General features: G+C 64.0%; 18 protein-coding genes. 7 read left to right on the top strand and 11 right to left on the bottom strand.

Annotated features, from left to right (window positions below):
- Nucleotides 1-96 precede the first annotated feature (96 nt).
- From pdxJ to HU719_RS19880, 11 genes are all read right to left on the bottom strand, one after another.
- Complete coding sequence (pdxJ, locus tag HU719_RS19830; protein WP_189659857.1) at nt 97-819, bottom strand: pyridoxine 5'-phosphate synthase; 723 nt, start codon at nt 817-819, stop codon at nt 97-99.
- Between the two features lie 61 nt (nt 820-880).
- Nucleotides 881-1,564, bottom strand: a complete 684-nt coding sequence (gene recO, locus HU719_RS19835; RefSeq protein ID WP_186520742.1) for a DNA repair protein RecO — start codon at nt 1,562-1,564, stop codon at nt 881-883.
- Between the two features lie 74 nt (nt 1,565-1,638).
- Nucleotides 1,639-2,154, bottom strand: a complete 516-nt coding sequence (locus tag HU719_RS19840; RefSeq protein WP_186536571.1) for a DUF2878 domain-containing protein — start codon at nt 2,152-2,154, stop codon at nt 1,639-1,641.
- Nucleotides 2,155-2,156: 2 nt separating this feature from the next.
- Nucleotides 2,157-3,416, bottom strand: a complete 1,260-nt coding sequence (locus tag HU719_RS19845) for an SAM-dependent methyltransferase (protein WP_186536572.1) — start codon at nt 3,414-3,416, stop codon at nt 2,157-2,159.
- Nucleotides 3,391-4,203: a DUF1365 domain-containing protein gene (locus tag HU719_RS19850; protein WP_186536573.1), complete on the bottom strand. Its 813-nt coding sequence runs from the start codon at nt 4,201-4,203 to the stop codon at nt 3,391-3,393. The genes HU719_RS19845 and HU719_RS19850 overlap by 26 nt, the downstream gene beginning before the upstream one ends.
- Nucleotides 4,200-5,447 (bottom strand): NAD(P)/FAD-dependent oxidoreductase, encoded by a 1,248-nt coding sequence (locus HU719_RS19855; RefSeq protein WP_186520706.1) that lies wholly within the window; start codon nt 5,445-5,447, stop codon nt 4,200-4,202. Before HU719_RS19855 ends, HU719_RS19850 begins: the two co-directional genes overlap by 4 nt.
- Nucleotides 5,448-5,450: 3 nt before the next feature.
- Complete coding sequence (locus HU719_RS19860; protein ID WP_186536574.1) at nt 5,451-6,203, bottom strand: SDR family NAD(P)-dependent oxidoreductase; 753 nt, start codon at nt 6,201-6,203, stop codon at nt 5,451-5,453.
- A complete protein-coding gene (locus tag HU719_RS19865) occupies nt 6,200-6,622 on the bottom strand; it encodes a nuclear transport factor 2 family protein (RefSeq protein WP_186536575.1) in 423 nt (140 codons plus the stop codon). The genes HU719_RS19860 and HU719_RS19865 overlap by 4 nt, the downstream gene beginning before the upstream one ends.
- 252 nt (nt 6,623-6,874) lie before the next feature.
- Nucleotides 6,875-7,768: an SMP-30/gluconolactonase/LRE family protein gene (locus tag HU719_RS19870; protein WP_186536576.1), complete on the bottom strand. Its 894-nt coding sequence runs from the start codon at nt 7,766-7,768 to the stop codon at nt 6,875-6,877.
- Nucleotides 7,769-7,784: 16 nt separating this feature from the next.
- Nucleotides 7,785-8,606: an NAD-dependent epimerase/dehydratase family protein gene (locus tag HU719_RS19875; protein ID WP_186520710.1), complete on the bottom strand. Its 822-nt coding sequence runs from the start codon at nt 8,604-8,606 to the stop codon at nt 7,785-7,787.
- Nucleotides 8,607-8,673: 67 nt separating this feature from the next.
- Nucleotides 8,674-9,399, bottom strand: a complete 726-nt coding sequence (locus HU719_RS19880; protein WP_186520711.1) for an oligogalacturonate-specific porin KdgM family protein — start codon at nt 9,397-9,399, stop codon at nt 8,674-8,676.
- Nucleotides 9,400-9,745: 346 nt separating this feature from the next.
- On the opposite strand from HU719_RS19880, the gene HU719_RS19885 reads away from it, so the two are divergent.
- The 7 genes from HU719_RS19885 to HU719_RS19915 all read left to right on the top strand — a co-directional run bounded on the left by HU719_RS19885 (nt 9,746) and on the right by HU719_RS19915 (nt 18,090).
- Nucleotides 9,746-10,900 carry a mandelate racemase family protein gene (locus HU719_RS19885; RefSeq protein ID WP_186536577.1) on the top strand — a complete coding sequence of 385 codons (1,155 nt, stop codon included), beginning with the start codon at nt 9,746-9,748 and terminating at the stop codon, nt 10,898-10,900.
- Between the two features lie 70 nt (nt 10,901-10,970).
- Complete coding sequence (locus tag HU719_RS19890; protein ID WP_186536578.1) at nt 10,971-12,581, top strand: ABC transporter substrate-binding protein; 1,611 nt, start codon at nt 10,971-10,973, stop codon at nt 12,579-12,581.
- Nucleotides 12,582-12,632: 51 nt separating this feature from the next.
- A complete protein-coding gene (locus tag HU719_RS19895) occupies nt 12,633-13,670 on the top strand; it encodes an ABC transporter permease (RefSeq protein WP_186520714.1) in 1,038 nt (345 codons plus the stop codon).
- Between the two features lie 195 nt (nt 13,671-13,865).
- Nucleotides 13,866-15,476 (top strand): ABC transporter substrate-binding protein, encoded by a 1,611-nt coding sequence (locus HU719_RS19900; protein ID WP_186536579.1) that lies wholly within the window; start codon nt 13,866-13,868, stop codon nt 15,474-15,476.
- Between the two features lie 61 nt (nt 15,477-15,537).
- Nucleotides 15,538-16,452, top strand: coding sequence for an ABC transporter permease (locus HU719_RS19905; protein WP_186520716.1), 915 nt, complete (start codon nt 15,538-15,540; stop codon nt 16,450-16,452).
- Nucleotides 16,453-16,463: 11 nt separating this feature from the next.
- Nucleotides 16,464-17,303: an ABC transporter ATP-binding protein gene (locus HU719_RS19910; protein ID WP_186520717.1), complete on the top strand. Its 840-nt coding sequence runs from the start codon at nt 16,464-16,466 to the stop codon at nt 17,301-17,303.
- A 10-nt stretch (nt 17,304-17,313) separates the two neighbouring features.
- Entirely contained in the window at nt 17,314-18,090 is a 777-nt protein-coding gene (locus HU719_RS19915) for an ABC transporter ATP-binding protein (protein WP_186536580.1), read from the top strand.
- The last annotated feature ends 44 nt before the right edge of the window (nt 18,091-18,134 follow it).

The following is an 18,134-nucleotide window of genomic DNA, read 5'->3' on the forward strand; positions in this document are numbered from 1 at the left end:
CCAGCCTGCGATGAGGCCAGCACAGGCTTGCGCGAAACAGTGCCCAACCGGGCGTAGGGGCGAGCTGGCTCGGAGTGCCGAACCAGCACGAGGTGATCAGCGCGAAGCGGCGATGATCAGGGCTTTCATTTCGGCGACTGCCGCCTTGAAGCCGACAAACAAGGCATGCGCCACCAAGGCGTGGCCGATGTTCAGCTCATTGATGCCTTTGATTGCCGCCACCGCCTCGACGTTGTGGTAGTGCAGGCCATGGCCGGCGTTCACGATCAGGCCCTGGCCGACGCCAAAGGCGACGCCATCCTTGATGCGCTGCAGCTCTTCTGCCACCTCGGCTGGCGTTTCGGCATCCGCGTAACGCCCGGTGTGCAGCTCGATAGCCGGCGCACCCACGCGGCGCGAGGCTTCGATCTGGCGCTCGTCAGCATCGATGAACAGCGACACTTCGGCGCCGGTGCGCGCCAGACGCTCGACGGCAGCCTTGATACGCGCCTCTTGGCCAGCCACGTCCAGGCCACCTTCGGTGGTCAGCTCCTGGCGGGTTTCCGGCACCAGGCAGATGTGCGCAGGGCGGACCTTTTCGGCGAAGGCCATCATCTCTTCGGTGACGCCCATCTCGAAGTTCATGCGCGTTTGCAACACGTCCTTGAGCAGCAGTACATCACGTTCCTGAATATGCCGGCGGTCTTCACGCAGGTGCACGGTAATGCCGTCGGCGCCCGCCTCTTCGGCGTCCAGCGCAGCCTTGACCGGATCAGGGTAACGCGTGCCGCGTGCCTGGCGCAGGGTGGCCACGTGGTCGATGTTGACGCCAAGAAGCATGCGGTTGCTGTGAGTCACGAAAGGCTCTCCTGATAGTTGAGCCACACAGCATACGTCGTGATCAGCGCTTGCGAAACAGTTCCCGGCTGACCAGCGGCTTGGGCCCCAGGTGCACCGCCAGCGCCTGGCGCATCAGGCGCTTGGCCGCAAGCAATGCACCGGGGGCGGCCCAGTCCGCGTCAGCCAATGCCAGCAGCTCGGTGCCCTTGAACAACCCGGGCTGAAACAGCTCGACCCGCTCAAGCCCGGCATCGACCAGCAACCGGTACAGGCCATCGGCAACCACCGGGGCATCATTGACGTCATGGTGCAGGGCAAAGGCGTAGCCCAACTCGTCCAGCAGCCGCCATTCGAACGCACGCAGCAGCGGCTCCAACGGGCGACCGGCAGCCAGGGCCTGCAAGGTCAGGGTGTAATGCTCGAACAGCGCCGGGTACGGCGCCTCCGCTGGCAGCAGGCGCATCAGCAACTCATTGAGGTACAACCCGCTGAATAGTGCATCGCCATGCAGCCAGGCGGCGATACCGCTGCTGTCCATACGGCCGACGTTCTTCAGCTCCCCTCGCCCGCGCAGCTCAACCTCAAGCGGCACGAATGGGCGCACCAGGCTACCGCCCTTGCCCCGCGCCCGGCGCAGCACCGCCCGTACCCGCCCCTGGGGGGTGAGCAAGTCCACCAGCGCGCTGGTTTCCTTGTAGGCGCGGCTGTGCAACACGTAGGCCGGCTGGGGGGTGGGTTGGTCCATGCGAAATCACTCGGGGCCAGAAAGAACTGTGGGAGCGGGCTTGCCCCGCGATTCGGCCAGCAGCCAGAGTGATGCTATCGCGGGGCAAGACCGCTCCCACATTCGCGACCAGACCCCACCTTCGCCAGCCAAGGCAACCCCAGCGCCCACAAAGGCGCCAGCAGCAAGCCGGTGCCCATCGCCCCCAGCGGCAACTCAACCCCTGCCAGGCGCGCGCCGGCCAGGTAGGCCAATGGCCCACCCACCAACCCCGCCAGCGCGCCGCACCACGGCACGCGGCCGGCCCAGGCCAGGCTGTGGCGCATGCCGCAGGCAAGCACCAGCCACATCAATGCCAGCCACAGCGGCAGCGGCCAGGCCTCGAATACGAACACCCCCAGCAGCCCGAGCAGGCTATCGGCAATACACCCCAGCAACGCCACGCGTAGCAGCGCCCACACCTCTTCGCGGGGGGTCGGGCACAGCCACAGGTGCAGTGCCAGGCCGACAGGAATCACCAGCAACCAGGCCGGTGTACGCGCCCCGAGCACGCAGGCCCACCAGCCGGCTTGCAGCCACAGCGCATTGCCGACCAGCCATGCCCGGCCCACGCTTATGCACCCGGCAGCGCAGCGCGGCGAGCGTGTGGCGCGGCCCACAGTAACTGCGCAACGCCGATGGCACGCTCTTCAAAACCGCCCTGGCAATAACACAGGTAGAACTCCCACAGCCGCTGGAAGCTGTCGTCGTAGCCAAGCTCGGTCAGCGCCGTGCGCGCCGTGCGCAGGTTGTCGCGCCAATGGCGCAGGGTGCGCGCGTAGTCCTGGCCGAAGTCTTCCAGGTGCACCAGGTTCAGCTCGGTCTGGCGGCTGGCGGTGTCCAGCAGCACGCTCAGCGAGGGTAGGGCGCCGCCTGGGAAGATGTAGCGCTGGATGAAGTCCACCGAGCGACGCGCCTGGGCATAGCGCTGATCGCGGATGGTGATGGCCTGGATCAGCATCAGCCCGTCAGCCTTGAGCAACGCCGCACATTGGCGGAAGTAGGTGGGCAGGTAGCGGTGGCCAACGGCCTCGATCATCTCGATCGACACCAGCTTGTCGAAGCGCCCCTGCAAATTGCGGTAGTCCTCGCACAGCACGGTGATGCGCTGCTCAAGGCCCAGCGCCTTGACCCGCGCCAAGGTGTGCGTGTACTGCGCCTGCGAAAGCGTCGTGGTGGTCACCCGGCAGCCGAATTGGCTGGCGGCATGGATGGCCAGGCTGCCCCAGCCGGTGCCGATTTCTATCAGGTGGTCCTCGGGCTTGAGTTCAAGCTTTTCGCAGATGCGCTGCAGCTTGTTCAGTTGCGCGTGTTCAAGGCTTTGCTCGGCGCTTTCGAACTGCGCTGCCGAGTACATCATGGTCGGGTCGAGCAGGCGCTCGAACAGCGCGTTGCCCAGGTCGTAATGGGCAAGGATATTGCGCCGCGAGCCACGCTGGCTGTTGCGGTTGAACCCGTGCAGCAGGCGCAGCGCCGGGCGCCCCAGGCGGGCCAGGCCGCCTTCCATGGCATCGAGCACATCGAGGTTGGCGACGAACAGCCGGGTCACCGCGCCCAGGTCCGGGCTGTGCCAGTAGCCGTGGATATACGCCTCGCCGGCCCCGATGGAGCCGTTGCTGGCCACCAGCCCCCACAGCGCGTCGTCCAGCACCTGCACCTCGGCTTGCAGTGGGCTTGCGGCGTCGCCGAAGCTCAGGGTTTCGCCCTGGCAAAGCAGGCGCAGGTGGCCATGGCGCAAGCGTTTGAGCTGAGCGATGACGGCGCTTCGGCCCAGCCCGCCGAGCAACGGGCTCAGGCCTGCCGACTTGCTAACGCTCAGGGTGTTGTTGGGCATTGTCGAGTTCCTCGTTTGCGGGGTGGCCCAGCGCCAGGTTGCCCTGGGTCGGGGTGTGGTCGTGCACGGGAGTGCGTTTGAGCAGCAGGCGCAGGGCCTGCCAGTAAATGGCCGAAACGGTGCGCAGGCTGGCCCAGGGAAATGCCAGCACATGCCTGTGTAGTGCCGTGCGGTCCAGCGGCTGGCGTTGCAGTGCCAGGTCGGCCTGGAACACCTTCGCGCCGTCGCGCCAGTTCTGCATCTGGATGCGCACGTGCGGCCCTTCGAGGGCGAAGCGCAGGCGGTACTGCATGTCCACAGGCAGAAACGGCGAAACGTGGAACGCCTTGGCCATGGCGAACGGCTGGTCCAGGTTGCCCTGCACCGGCAGCACATAGTGAAAACGCTCGCGCCACGGCGTGTTGCGCACCTCCAGCAGAATCGCCGAAAGCTGGCCGTGCAGGTCGTGGCAGAAGTAGAAGCTCACCGGGTTGAACGACAAGCCCCAACAGCGCGGCTGGGTCAGCAGGTGCACGGCGCCTTCGCAGGCTTGCCCGGTGGCCTCGGCCACCAGTTGCCGCGCGGCGTCGGCCAGGCTTGTGCCGCTGCCAGTCAGGGCTGGCAGGTAGTCGCGTTCACGCAGGCTCATCGGCGCCCAGCGCGAGCGCCCCAGCCAGCGTGACAGGCGCAACAGCGCCGGCCACTCGTCCAGGTGCAGGTACAGCATGGCGGTGCGGTAACGGAAGGCGTGGGGGCGTGGTGTCAGGCGTTGATGGCTGACCCAGCCGTGGCACAGGCTGCTGTTCACAGCTGTTCCCCAAAATGCTCGGCCACTTGCAGGGCACTAAGCACGCCGTCTTCATGGAAACCATTGCCCCAGTAAGCGCCGCAGTAGTAGCTGTGTTGCTGGCCTTGCAACTCGGCGTGGCGGGCCTGGGCGGCGAGGGCCGGCAAGCTGTACTGGGGGTGTGCGTATTCGAAGCGGGCGAGGATTTGCGCCGGGTCTATCTGCGCGGTCTGGTTGAGGCTGACGCAGAAGGTCACCGGCGCCTCGATGCCTTGCAGGATGTTCATGTTGTAGGTCAGCGCGGCGGGTGCTTCATCGCTGCCGCCCAGGCGGTAGTTCCAGCTGGCCCAGGCCTTGCGCCGCTTTGGCAGCAAGCGTGTATCGGTGTGTAGCACCACATCGTTGGCGGCGTACTGCAGTGCGCCGAGCACCCCACGCTCCTGGGCGCTGGGCGCCTCCAGCAAAGCCAGCGCCTGGTCGCTGTGGCAGGCGAACACCACGCTGTCGAAACGTTCGCTGCCTGCGGCGCTGTCGAGGGTGACGCCGCCTTCATCACGGCTTACTCGGCGCACCGGGCATGACAGGCGGATGCGCTCTGCAAAAGGCTTGCACAGCGGCTCGATGTAGCTGCTCGAACCGCCCTCGATCACCCGCCATTGCGGGCGTTGGTTGACCGACAACAAGCCGTGGTTACGGCAGAACCGCACGAAGAACTGCAATGGGAAACCGAGCATGCCGAGCGGCGCCATGGACCAGATCGCCGCGCCCATGGGCAGGATGTAGTGGTCGATGAAGCGCTTGCCGTAACCCTGCGCCAGCAGGTAGCTGCCAAGGGTTGCGTCAGGGCTGATGCGTTGGTTGTCGAGGTCTTCGATCACCTGGCGGTTGAAACGCAGGATGTCGCGCAGCATGCCCCAGAACGCCGGGCTGAGCAGGTTGCTGCGCTGGGCGAACAGGGTGTCGAGGTTGTGGCCGTTGTATTCCAGGCCGCTGCGCGGGTCGTGCACCGAAAAGCTCATTTCGGTTGGTCGCGTAGGCACCTTGAGCTGGTCGAGCAGGCGAATGAAGTTCGGGTAGGTCCAGTCGTTGTAGACGATGAAACCGGTGTCGACCGCATAGGCCTGGCCGCGCACCTGCACCTTGACGGTGTGGGTGTGGCCGCCGATGCGCGCGTCGGCCTCGAACACAGTGACTTCATGCTTACGTGACAGCAGGTGAGCGCAGGTCAGGCCGGCGATGCCGCTGCCGATAATGGCGATACGCATGGTTTATTCCTGGGAATTGCGGGCCAGACGCTGGCCCAGTTTCAGCCGCCAGCGCCCCGGCAGCGCGCCAAGCAGGCGCAATACCAAGGTGAACAGGGCCGGGAAGTTGATTTCCAGCGGTCGCCGCTGCAGGCGCGCGGCGATGTGCCGGGCGGCGCGCTCGGCGCTCCACAGTTGCGGCATGGCGAAGTCGTTGCGCTGTGTCAGTGGCGTATCGACGAAGCCTGGGTTGATCAGGGTGACGTCGATGCCCTCCTTGATCAGGTCGATGCGCAGCGACTCCAGCAGATAGCGCAGCGCCGCCTTGGACGCACCGTAGGCGCCGGCGCGTTGCAGCGCGAGCCAGGTCACCGAACTGCTGGTGACCGCCAAGTGCGGCCGCTGGCCTGCCCGCAACAGCGGCAGGGCGGCGGCGATGCAGTGGCTGGCGCCGAACAGGTTGGTGCGCAGCACCCGCTCCAGCAGCGCGGTATCGAGCTGGCCGGGTTCGAAGTATTCGCAGGTGCCGGCATTGAGCACCACCAGGTCCAGCGCGCCCCATTGCTCTCGAATATGCTCGGTGATGGCGGCGACTTGCTGCGGGTCATCGATATCGCCGACGGCCAGCAGCACCTGCTCCGGATAGCGTGCGGCCAGGTCCAGCAGCGGCTTGGCCCGGCGTGCGCTGAGTGCGACGTGATGGCCCTGTTCCAGCAGCAGGAGCGCCAGTGCCGCGCCGATACCGCTACTGGCGCCGGTCAGCCAGCAGCGGCTCATGCCAGCCTGCCTTTGAGCCAGCGAATGGCGCTGCCCATCACTGGCACATGCTCGTACAGCAAGGCGCCGGCGTCGTAGTAGTCCTGGTGAAAGTGCACGCGCTCGCGCCACTGCAGGTGGCTGCAGCCTTGCACGCTGATCGCGCGTCCGCTGTTCAGCCGCGGGTGGCTAAACTGCAAGGTCCAGCGCAGGTAGCCGTGGCCGGGGGCGATTTCGTCAGCGCCTTCGAACTGGTAGCTGATATCGCGGGCGTTGGCGTAAAGCTCGGCGAAATATTGGTGCAGGGCAGGGAGGCCGCTGAGCCGGTGCAGTGGGTCGCGGAAGGTGATGTCGTTGCTGTATAGCTCGGCCAGCCGGTCGAGGTTATTCGCGTCGAGGGTGGCGAAGCGTTCGGCGAAGGTTTGCAGGTAGGTGGACATGCTTTAGGCCTGTACAACGCTTGATTGTTGTACAGGTATAGCGCACGGCTTACCGGAAAGCTATACAGGGGATGGTTTTTGTATAGATTTTGATTCTGCCCGCTGCGCACGCGGTCAGGGTGTAGGAGCGGCCTTGTGTCGCGAAAGGGCTGCGCAGCAGCCCCGGTGATTGTGCGTGAGGGTGAGATCTTGGGGCTGCTACGCAGCCCTTTCGCGACACAAGGCCGCTCCTACACCGCGTCGCTGGGGGTTTCAGCCCCGTACCATCGGCTCCGGCAGCCCTTTGACACCAGGGTTCAATGCAAACACCCCGCCTGCCAATGGCTGATCCCGCAGATCCACCCCTTGAGGGCGAATCGAGGTCACAAACAGCGTATCGAGCTGCGGCCCACCAAACGCACACATGGTTGGCTTCTTCACCGGCAATTCCAGCGTCCGGTCCAGCTTCCCCTCGGGGGTAAAGCGCAGCACCTGGCCCGAGTCGATGGCGCAGATCCAGTAACAGCCCTCGGCATCCACTGCCGCCCCGTCCGGCCGGCCGGGGTGCGCGTTCATATCGACGAACACCCGGCGATTGTGCGGGGTGCCGCTGTCGATGTCATAGTCGAACGCCCAGATCAATTGCACGTTGGGGTGCGAGTCACTCAGGTACATGGTCCTGCCATCCGGGCTGAATGCCAGTCCATTGGGGACTGTAAGCCCGGTTAGTTGTGCCTGCAGCATTGGCACGGCGCCATCCAGGCCTTGCTCATGGCGATACATTGCACCTGCTTGCTCACCCCCCATGCTGGTTTGCAGGGTGCCGGCCCAGAAACGCCCCTGCCGGTCGCAACGCCCGTCATTGAACCGCATACCCGGCAGGGCGTGTTCGACAGCGGCGCATTTTTCGGCGTGCAGGCGCCCGTCGGCTTGCGGCGTGAGCTTGAAAATTCCGCTTTGCTGGGCTCCCAGCCAGTGCCCCTCCGGGCTGCGCGCAATGCAGCCGAGCATTTCATCGGCAGTCCAGTAGCTGAAATGACCGTCCAACTGCCAGCGATGCAGACGTCCGGCCGGGATGTCGACCCAGTACAGGGCGTTTTCCTGTGGCTGCCATACCGGGCTCTCGCCCGTGGCATTACGGGCATTGATGATCAGTTCGGCGTTCATCGGGTGCTCCTTGTGGTCAGTCGCCGAACGGGCCGGCAGCAGTGAAGGCGCCGCCTTGCAGGCGGGCGGTGGCGTCGTCGGCGGCAGCCTGGGGCTGTTGCTCGAGCTGTGTGCGAAAACGCTCCGAGCTGTCCTGTGGGTTGAAGCCAAGGTGGGCTGCGTAGCGGTTGCTCCACCACAGGTCGCGGTTGGCCGACACGCCATAGACCACGGTGTGGCCAACGTCTTCGGCCAGCAGGGCGCGCTCCACCAGGTGAGCGAGGTCGGCATAGCTGAGCCAGGTCGACAACATGCGCAGGTTGCGCGGGGCGGGGAACGAGGAGCCGATGCGCAAACTCACGGTTTCGATGCCATAGCGGTGGTAATAGAAGGTCGCCAGGTCCTCGCCGTAGGCCTTCGACAGCCCGTAGTAGCAGTCCGGGCGGCGCGGGGAGTGGGCGTCGACCAGTTCGTCCTGCGGGTAGAACCCGGTGACGTGGTTGGAGCTTGCGAAGACCACGCGCTTGATGCCGTGTTTGCGCGCGGCTTCATAGATATGGAAAGTGCCGACGATATTGGCCTGCAGAATCTCTTCGAACGCACGCTCGGTGGAGATCCCGCCCAGGTGCACGATGGCATCCACGCCTTCTGCCAGTGCCAGCACGCCGGCCTTGTCGGCCAGGTTGCAGCTGATGACTTGTTCATGGTCGCCGGCAGGTGGCGCCATGGCGCTGATGTCAGAGGCGCGCACCACATTGGCGTGGGCCTGCAACGCTTCACGCAGAATTTGCCCAAGGCCGCCGGCAGCGCCAGTCAGCAGCAGGCAGTTGAAGGGTTTTGCAGTGGGAGTCTGGGGCACGGTAAAACCTTGTCATTAATTGAAAGAACAACACCGGGCACGTTTCAAGTTGCCCGGTGACGGTGGCTTACATGAAGTTGTACTGCACCCCGATACGCCAGCGAGCCTGGCGGTCATCGGTGGTGGAGTTGACTTTGATATCCCCCACTTCCATGAACGGCGCCCATGCTTTGTTGAGCTTGTACTTGACGATCAAGTTCTGCTCGTAGTCGCTTTTCTTGTTGTCGTAGCGGATATAGTCGGTATCGAAGTAGATGTACTGATACTCGAAGGCCCAAGGGCCTTTGGGGGTATAGCCGAGCCAGCCTTCCAGGCGCGTAGTGTTCTGGTTGTCCTTGGCGCGGTCATCTTTGCTGCGGTCGATCTGGTCGCGGTCCAGGCTACGTGCGTCGTGGCGCACGCGGGTGGCGACGTACCAGGTGTCGCTGATCTTGTAGTTGTACTTCAGGCCGAACTTGTAAGTGGTCGCATCCTTGGAGCTGTCCATCTGGAAGGCGGGGGTCAGCGTCGACTTGGGGCTCAACTTGTAGTTGTAGTCCACAGTGAATTCATGGCCATTGTTGACAATGTTGTCGTACGCGACGTCTTCCCGGTCGCCGGCAGTCTTGTATTTGATCTCGGCGGCAAAGCCCAGCCCATTATCCTTGCGGTAATTGAGCTTGATGCGGTCGGAGTGAATGCTGTCGTCTTCGGTAAAACCGTGTCGGTAGTTGATGCTGGCCGAGTCTGCGCAAGCGTAGAAGGACAGGCCGAGCGTACTGACGGCAATGAGGCGGCGGAGTGTGTTGTTCATGCGATCTTCTTTTTTTGTTTTTGTTGAGGACGTTATGAGGCGTGTGGCGAAGGGTGTCGGTGTGGGTGAGGTCGCTCCGTGATTTTTCGAATAAGTTATCGTACGACTTTGCGGCTGTCTACGATTTCTTTGAATGTTGTCTGATCACTTGGAGTGATGGCTCTAGAATAAGCATTTCGAGTGCTGTGTGGTCTGGTGATTGTGGGTGTCGAACGCTGTGTAGCACAAAAATACGGCCTCTAAATCAGTTTTAAAGAGGTGCTTTTCAAAAGTTGTATGATGACGTAGGATCCTTCCCAGAGCGTGACTCCCTCGCCACAAATCCAATAAGAAGGCACAGACGTCCATGATCATCACCGCTGTAAACGTGCAGATTTTTTCCTACCCCACACGCCGCGCCGTAGACAGCGCCGGCCATGCCCACCCCGGCGACGTGACCCAGGCCAAGATGGCGCTGCTGCGCATTCGTACCGAATGCGGCCACGAAGGCTACGCGTTGGGCGCCCCCGAACTGATCCGCCCCTATGTCCTCGACAACTTCGTGCGCAAGGTACTGGTTGGCGCCAACGCCTTCGACCGCGAAAAAATCTGGCATGACCTGGCGCACTGGCAGCGTGGCAGCGCCAGCCAGCTCACCGACCGCGCCCTGGCGCTGGTGGAGCAGGCACTGTGGGACTGGGCCGGGCGCAAGCTCGGCGTGCCGGTGCACAAGTTGATTGGCGGCTACCGCGATAAGGTGCCGGCCTATGGTTCCACCATGTGCGGCGATGAGCTGCCGGGCGGGCTGTCTACCCCTGAGGAATACGGCCGCTTCGCCGAAACTCTGGTCAAGCGCGGCTATAAAGCCATCAAGCTGCACACCTGGATGCCGCCGGTGTCGTTCGCCCCAAGCGTGGCCATGGATATCAAGGCCTGCGCCGCAGTGCGCGAGGCGGTTGGCCCGGACATCGCACTGATGATCGACGGCTACCACTGGTACAGCCGCACCGAAGCGCTGACCATCGGCCGGGCCCTGGAAAAGCTCGACTTCGCCTGGTTCGAAGAACCCATGATGGAAGACTCCGCCGAGAGCTACGCCTGGCTTGCCGGCCAGCTGGATATCCCGGTGCTGGGCCCGGAAAGCCTGGGTGGCAAGCACCTGAGCCGGGCCAGCTGGGTGAAGAACGATGTCTGCGATATCCTCCGTGCCGGGGTGGCCGGGGTGGGGGGTATCGCGCCGTGCCTGAAGGTTGCGCACATGGCCGAATCATTCGGCATGGATTGCGAAATCCACGGCAACGGGGCGGCGAACCTTGCCGTGGTCGGCGCCATCAAGAACTGCACTTGGTACGAGCGCGGCCTATTGCACCCATTCCTCGACTACGACGAGGTGCCGGCCTACCTCAAGCGCCTGGTCGACCCGATGGACCAGGACGGTTTCGTGCACCTGTCGAGCCTGCCGGGCCTGGGTGAAGACATCGACTTCGACTACGTCGAGACCAATACGCTGCAGAGCTTCTGATTCGTGTCATGGCGGTGCGCGGGTTCGCGCACCGCCCGAGAGTCCAATAACTATAAAAAGGCTATCTCACATGAGCGTTCTTCCCACAGTCTGGGCGGGGGTCCTGGCCGCATCGCTGGCGCTGGCCCCGGTCTCTGCTGCATTCGCCAAAACCCCGGCCGACCAGCTGATCGTCGGCATGAGCATGATCAACCTGTTGTCCCTGGACCCGGCTGCCGCTACCGGGCTGGATGTCTCGGAGGTCAACGCCAACCTTTACGACATGCTGCTGGTGCAGGATGTGCGCCAGCCCGACAAGCTGGTGCCGGCGCTGGCCGAAAGCTGGCAGGTCAGCGACGACCGCAAGACCTTGACCTTCAAGCTGCGCCAGGGCGTCAAGTTCCAGTCCGGGAACCCGCTGACTGCCGAAGACGTCGCCTGGTCGCTGCAGCGTGTGCTCAAGCTCAACCTGGCCCTGGCTTCGACCTGGAAAGCCTACGGCTTCACCGCAGGCAACGCCGCGCAAACCCTGCGCGCCGTCGACGAGCACACCTTCGTGGTCGAGCTGCCGCGCCCAACCGACCCGCAACTGGTGCTCAACACCCTGGCCACCTCGCCCAGCGCGTTCATCCTCGACCGCAAAGTGGTGCAGCAGCACCAGAAGGGCGATGACATGGGCGGCGCCTGGCTGACCACCCACGCCGCCGGCAGCGGGCCGTTCATCCTCAAGGACTGGCGCGCCAACGACGTCATCCTGATGAACCGTTTCGACGGCTACTGGGGCGGCCCGGCCAAGCTCAAGCGCATTGTCATGCGCAACATGACCGAGTCGCAGTCGCTGCGCCTGATGGTCGAGCGCGGCGACCTGGACCTGGCCAAGGGCATGTCGGCGCCCGATATCGAAGCGCTGGAGAAGTCAGACAACGTTCGCACCCAGACTGTACAGCGCGGCACCTTGTATTACGTGGCGCTGAGCGTAAAGAACAAGCCCTATGACGATGTGCGGGTGCGCAAGGCCGTGCGCTCGCTGATCGACTATCAAGGCATCAACCAAACCGTGATGCCGCACTATGGCCAGCTTAACCAGCGCCCGCTGCCGCTTGGCCTGCCGGCGCGCCTGGATGACCCGGGTTACACGCTGAACGTCGCCGAGGCGAAAAAACTGCTGGCTGAGGCCGGCTACCCGAACGGTTTCAAGACCACCATTCGGGTGCTCACAGAGCCGCCGTTCATCAATATTGCCTCCAGCCTGCAATCGACCCTGGCCCAGGCCGGCATCCAGGCCACCATCGTTACTGGCACCGGCAACCAGATCTACGGCGCCATGCGCGAACGCAGCTTCGACATGCTGGTCGGGCGTGGCGGCGGCGGGGCCGAGCGCCATCCGCATTCGAGCCTGCGCACCCTGGTGTACAACCCGGACAACCGCGACGAAGCCAAGCTGAGCAACTTCCAGGGCTGGCGCACCTCGTTCTACAGCCCGGAGCTGAACAGCCTGATCGAGCAGGCTGAGGTCGAGCCTGACAAAGCCCGTCAAATGGCCCAGTACCAGCAGATCCAGCAGACCCTGGACACCCAGGTGGGCGCGATTCTGCCGATTTCGCAGATGACCGACACCGTGGTGCTGTACCACGACGTGCAGGACTACCAGGGCCATACCGCCGCCACCACGCGTTACAAAGACGTCTACAAGTCGCGTTGAGGGGTCGGGGCTCGCCCCGCACCCCGGTGACCGCTTTTTCAGGAGCCCGTTATGTTTGCTTCGACTGCCTCTGTGCTGGGTACTCGCGTGTCAGGTACCGCCCGCAGGGCCGGCACGGTCATGGTGACCCTGCTTGGCCTGCTGGCGCTGACCTTTTTCATTGGCCGGGTGATGCCGCTGGACCCGGTGCTGGCTGTGGTCGGCCCCGACGCCGATAGCTCCACCTACGACCAGGTGTACCGGGCCATGGGCCTGGACAAGCCGATCTGGACCCAGTTCGGCCTGTACCTGAATGACCTGCTGCACGGCGATTTTGGCAACGCGCTGCTGACTGGCCACCCGGTGCTGGATGACATCAGGCGAGTCTTCCCGGCCACCATCGAGCTGGCCACCCTGGCGATTCTGTTCGGTGTGCTGATCGGCCTGCCGCTGGGTGTGGTCGCAGCCAGTAACCAGGGGCGAATTGGCGACCATGTGGCGCGGGTCATCACCTTGTTTGGCTACTCCACGCCGATTTTCTGGGTCGGCATGATGGGCCTTCTGGTGTTCTACGCCTGGCTCGGTTGGGCAGGCGGGGCAGGGCGCATCGACCTTGCCTATGACGGCATGGTCGATGAGGTCACCGGCCTGTTGCTGATCGACACTGCGCTTGCCCGCGATTGGGATGCCTTCAGCAGCGCGCTGCGCCATATCGTGCTGCCGGCGCTGATTCTGGGCCTCAATTCGGTGGCTTACATCAGCCGCATGACCCGCAGCTTCATGCTCGAACAGCTGTCCCAGGAATACATCATCACCGCACGGGTCAAGGGCCTGTCGCGCCGCCAGGTGGTGTGGAACCACGCGTTTCGCAACATCCTCGTGCAGTTGCTGACTGTGGTCGCCCTGGCCTACGGCTCGCTGCTCGAAGGTGCGGTGCTGATCGAAACCGTCTTTGCCTGGCCGGGCTTCGGCCAGTACCTGACCAGCAGCCTGATGCTTGGCGACATGAACGCGGTGATGGGCTGCGTGCTGGTGATCGGCCTGATCTTCGTGGCGCTGAACCTCATCAGCGACGCCCTGTACAAGGTCTTCGACCCAAGAACCCGCTGACGGATCGGGGTTGCCCTGTAGGAAGCTGGATAGCGTGGGAGCGGGCTTGCCCCGCGATAGCGGTGGTGAAGGTGACAGGAGTCATCGCGGGGCAAGCCCGCTCCCACGCTAACCGGTCAACGTTGATGCTATCGGCCTGGTGCCGTGAAGGGGCGCAAAGCGGCGCCCACTGAATAATAAAAAAAGGATGCCCACATGAAGTCAATATTCCCGCCGCTGCGCACCGCCTTGCTCGGCACTGCGCTGCTGCTCGGCCCGCTGGCCGCCGTGCAGGCGAAAACCCCGGCCGATCAGCTGATCGTCGGCATGAGCATGGTCAACCTGTTCTCCATCGACCCGGCCAACGCGCCGGGCCTGGATGCCTCGGGGGTCAATGCCAACCTGTACGACACCCTGATCAAGCGCGACAACGGCAGCCCCGACAAGCACCTCGGGCAACTGGCCGAGCGCTGGACGGTGAGCGACGACGGCAAGCAGATCACCTTTTACCTGCGCCCCGACGTCAAGTTCCACTCCGGCAACTTGCTCACCGCCGAAGACGTCGCCTGGTCGCTGTACCGGGTAATGAAACTCAACTACGGCCTGGCCACCACCTGGAAGGCCTATGGCTACAGCAGCGAAAACATCCAGCAACTGATCCGCGTCGTGGACGCCCATACCCTGGTGGTGGAGCTGCCGCAGCCGACCGACCCATTGCTGGTGATCGACTCGCTGGCGGTATCGCCAAGCGCCGTGGTGGTGGACCGCCAACAGGTGCTCAAGCATGAGAAGAACGGCGACCTCGGGGCGGCGTGGCTGGTCACCAACGAAGCCGGCAGCGGCCCGTTCACCTTGAGCAAATGGAGCGCCAACGATGCGCTGGTGATGACCCGTTTCGACGGCTACTGGGCCGGCCCCGCCAAGATGAAGCGGGTGCTGGTGCGGCACATGACCGAGTCGCAGTCGCTGCGCCTGATGCTCGAACGGGGCGACCTGGACCTTGCCTACGGCATGGCGGCGCCCGACATCAAGGCCATCGAAAGCTCGGACAAGCTGCAGGTGCAGGCGCTGCAACGCGGCACCATGTACTACGTGGCCATGAGCATGAAACAGCCCGAGTTCGCCAACCAGAAAGTCCGCGAAGCGGTGCGCAACCTGATCGACTACAAGGGCCTCGACGAGCAGGTCATGCCGCACTACGGCAAGCTCAACCAGCAGCCGATGCAGCTTGGGCTCCAGGCGCGCCTGCCGGACCCTGGCTACAAGATGGATGTCGCCAAGGCCAAGGCATTGCTGGCCGAAGCCGGCTATCCGCAGGGCTTCACCACCACCATCCGCACGCTGTCCGAGCCGCCATTCATCGATATTGCCGCACGCATGCAGTCGACCCTGGCCGAAGGTGGCATCAAGGCGCAAATCATCACCGGCACCGGTAACCAGGTGTACGGCGCCATGCGCGCACGCAACTTCGACATGATCGTTGCCCGCGGCGCCGAGCGCTATCCGCACCCGTACTTCAGTCTGCGCACGTTCGTGTACAACCCCGACAACAGCGACAGCGCCGGGTTGCCCAACTTCCAGGGCTGGCGCGCCTCGTTCTACAGCCCACAGCTCAACACCTTGATCGACCAGGCCGGCGTCGAACGGGACGCCGGCAAGCGCCTGGCGCTGTATCACCAGGCGCAGGAGCTGTACGACAAGCAGGTCGGGCCGATCATGGTGGTGTCGCAGATGACCGACACCGCGGTGAGTGCCGTCGACATCAAGGGCTTTACCGGCGATGACGCCGAGGCCACCCGTTACCTGGGCGTCTACAAGCAGCGCTGAGCACCACCGGCGGTGCCTGCGGGCACCCCGGTGGCCATGATTTCACCTTGAGAACATGCCGATGATTGCCAACATGTCTTCTACCGAAACTGCCGCCAAGCGGCCGCAGGATACACCCAGCTCAAGCCTTGAGGCGCTGGGCAAGAGCAGCCTGCGCGTATTGCGCCTGCTGGTGCGCAACCCGATGACCCTGGCCGGTTTGCTGGTGGCCCTGCTGCTGATCGTGGTCGCCGCCTTCGCGCCGTGGATCGCCACCCACGACCCGGTGGTGCAGAACCTTGCCAACGCGCTGCAAGCCCCGGGCGCTGCGCACTGGTTCGGCACCGACGAATATGGCCGCGACATCTTCAGCCGGCTGGTCTATGGCGCCCGCATCACCCTTTACATCATTGCCCTGGTGACCATCATCGTCGGCCCCATCGGGCTGTTCATCGGCACCGTCTCGGGCTATTTCGGCGGCGTCATCGACACTGTGTTCATGCGCATCACCGACATCTTCATCTCGTTCCCAAGCCTGGTGCTGGCGCTGGCGTTCATTGCGGCCCTTGGCCCTGGCCTGGAACATGCCGTGGTGGCCATCGCGCTGACCTCCTGGCCGCCAATCGCGCGCCTGGCGCGGGCCGAAACCCTGTCGCTGCGCAAGGCCGATTTTGTCGTGGCGGTAGAGCTGCAAGGCGCATCGTCGAGCCGCATCATCCTTCGCCACATCGTGCCGATGTGCCTGTCGTCGGTGATCATCCGCCTGACCATGAACATGGCCGGCATCATCCTCACCGCCGCCGCCCTGGGCTTTCTCGGCCTCGGCGCGCAGGCACCGCTGCCGGAGTGGGGCGCGATGATCTCCACCGGCCGGCGCTACATGCTCGAGTGCTGGTGGCTGGTGGCAGTCCCCGGGGCTGCGATCATGCTGGTGAGCCTGGCGTTCAACCTGCTGGGCGATGGCCTGCGGGACATTCTCGACCCGCGTAGCGAATAACCGGAGGCCCTATGTCAACGCCAAAGATCCATGTCGATTCGCTCAACGTGCGCTTCGTCAACGGCAAGAAAGTGATGCACGCGGTGCGCGATGTGTCGTTCAGCCTGGGCCAGGAAAAACTCGCCATCGTCGGCGAGTCGGGCTCGGGCAAGTCCACCGTCGGGCGCAGCCTGCTCAAGCTGCACCCGGCCAGCGCGCAGATTACGGCCAAGGCCATGCAGTTCGGTGATGTCGACCTGCTCGGCGCCGGCGAACGGGCCATGCAGAAGATTCGCGGCCAGCGCATCTCGATGATCATGCAAGACCCTAAGTATTCGCTTAACCCGGTGGTAAAAGTGGGCGAGCAGATCGCCGAGGCGTACCTGGCGCACCACAAGGCCAGCCGCAGCGAAGCCCGTGAGCGGGTGCTGCTGATGCTGGAAAAGGTCCATATCCGCGACCCCAAGCGGGTCTACAACCTGTATCCCCACGAGGTCAGCGGCGGCATGGGCCAGCGCATCATGATCGCCATGATGGTGATCACCAACCCTGAGGTGATCATTGCCGATGAGCCTACGTCGGCACTGGATGTGTCAGTGCGCCAGCAGGTGCTCAGCGTGCTTGAAGAGTTGGTGGTCGAGCAGCAGATGGGGCTGATCTTCGTCAGCCACGACCTGAACCTGGTGCGCAACTACTGCGACCGGGTGCTGGTGATGTATGCCGGGCGGGTGGTCGAGTCGCTGGCTGCCTGTGACCTGCAATACGCCGAACACCCCTATACCCGTGGCCTGTTGGCCGCCTTGCCAAGCATGGACAACCGCCGCGCGCGCTTGCCGGTGCTGCAACGCGACCCCCTGTGGCTGACCTGCTGAGGTAACCGAGATGTCCATGATCCAAGCACATGCATTGAACCTGAGCTTTGGCCTTGGCGCCGGGCTCAACCAGGTGTTGCACGACGTCAACCTGAGTGTCGAGGACGGCGAATCGTTCGGCCTGGTCGGCGAGTCCGGCTCGGGCAAGACCACGGTGCTGCGCTGCCTGGCCGGGCAGTATCGGCACTGGAGCGGGGCGCTGAGCATCGGCGGGGTGCCGTTGCAGCACAAGCTGCCCAAGGAGCACTTTCGCAAGGTGCAGATGGTGTTCCAGGACCCGTATGGCTCACTGCACCCACGCCATACCATCGACACCGCGCTGCGCGAGCCATTGATCATCCATGGCCTGGACGAGCGCGATGACCGTATCAACGACATTCTGCTGAAGGTCGGGCTCAATGACAGCTTCCGCTACCGCTACCCGCACCAGTTGTCAGGCGGGCAGCGCCAGCGTGTGGCGATTGCCCGCGCACTGATTCTGCAGCCACGGGTGTTGTTGCTCGACGAGCCCACCTCGGCGCTGGATGTGTCGGTCCAGGCCGAGATCCTCAACCTGCTGGCTGACCTGCGCCAGCGCGAGAAACTCACCTACCTGATGGTCACCCACGACTTGGGCGTGGTCAGCCACCTGTGTGACAAAGTGGCGGTGATGCAGCAGGGGCGCATTGTCGAGCGCCTGGACAGCCAGGCGCTGAGCCAGGACCTCGCCAGCCATGAATACACCCGCATGCTGGTGCAAGCTAGCCGTGACTTCAGCGCCGAGACGCCCATGGCCGCCCGCGCCTGACCCATCGCCGGTAAACCTGCCCCCACAACCGTTGCTATGGCATC

Source organism: Pseudomonas farsensis, from assembly GCF_014268805.2.
GTDB lineage: Bacteria > Pseudomonadota > Gammaproteobacteria > Pseudomonadales > Pseudomonadaceae > Aquipseudomonas > Aquipseudomonas farsensis.

Excerpts from the sequence above, each read along its gene's own strand:
- pdxJ (WP_189659857.1), bottom strand. The coding sequence starts at position 819 with ATGCTTCTTGGCGTCAACATCGACCACGTGGCCACCCTGCGCCAGGCA.
- recO (WP_186520742.1), bottom strand. The coding sequence starts at position 1,564 with ATGGACCAACCCACCCCCCAGCCGGCCTACGTGTTGCACAGCCGCGCC.
- HU719_RS19845 (WP_186536572.1), bottom strand. The coding sequence starts at position 3,416 with ATGCCCAACAACACCCTGAGCGTTAGCAAGTCGGCAGGCCTGAGCCCG.
- HU719_RS19855 (WP_186520706.1), bottom strand. The coding sequence starts at position 5,447 with ATGCGTATCGCCATTATCGGCAGCGGCATCGCCGGCCTGACCTGCGCT.
- HU719_RS19860 (WP_186536574.1), bottom strand. The coding sequence starts at position 6,203 with ATGAGCCGCTGCTGGCTGACCGGCGCCAGTAGCGGTATCGGCGCGGCA.
- HU719_RS19865 (WP_186536575.1), bottom strand. The coding sequence starts at position 6,622 with ATGTCCACCTACCTGCAAACCTTCGCCGAACGCTTCGCCACCCTCGAC.
- HU719_RS19870 (WP_186536576.1), bottom strand. The coding sequence starts at position 7,768 with ATGAACGCCGAACTGATCATCAATGCCCGTAATGCCACGGGCGAGAGC.
- HU719_RS19880 (WP_186520711.1), bottom strand. The coding sequence starts at position 9,399 with ATGAACAACACACTCCGCCGCCTCATTGCCGTCAGTACGCTCGGCCTG.
- HU719_RS19885 (WP_186536577.1), top strand. The coding sequence starts at position 9,746 with ATGATCATCACCGCTGTAAACGTGCAGATTTTTTCCTACCCCACACGC.
- HU719_RS19890 (WP_186536578.1), top strand. The coding sequence starts at position 10,971 with ATGAGCGTTCTTCCCACAGTCTGGGCGGGGGTCCTGGCCGCATCGCTG.
- HU719_RS19895 (WP_186520714.1), top strand. The coding sequence starts at position 12,633 with ATGTTTGCTTCGACTGCCTCTGTGCTGGGTACTCGCGTGTCAGGTACC.
- HU719_RS19900 (WP_186536579.1), top strand. The coding sequence starts at position 13,866 with ATGAAGTCAATATTCCCGCCGCTGCGCACCGCCTTGCTCGGCACTGCG.
- HU719_RS19905 (WP_186520716.1), top strand. The coding sequence starts at position 15,538 with ATGATTGCCAACATGTCTTCTACCGAAACTGCCGCCAAGCGGCCGCAG.
- HU719_RS19910 (WP_186520717.1), top strand. The coding sequence starts at position 16,464 with ATGTCAACGCCAAAGATCCATGTCGATTCGCTCAACGTGCGCTTCGTC.
- HU719_RS19915 (WP_186536580.1), top strand. The coding sequence starts at position 17,314 with ATGTCCATGATCCAAGCACATGCATTGAACCTGAGCTTTGGCCTTGGC.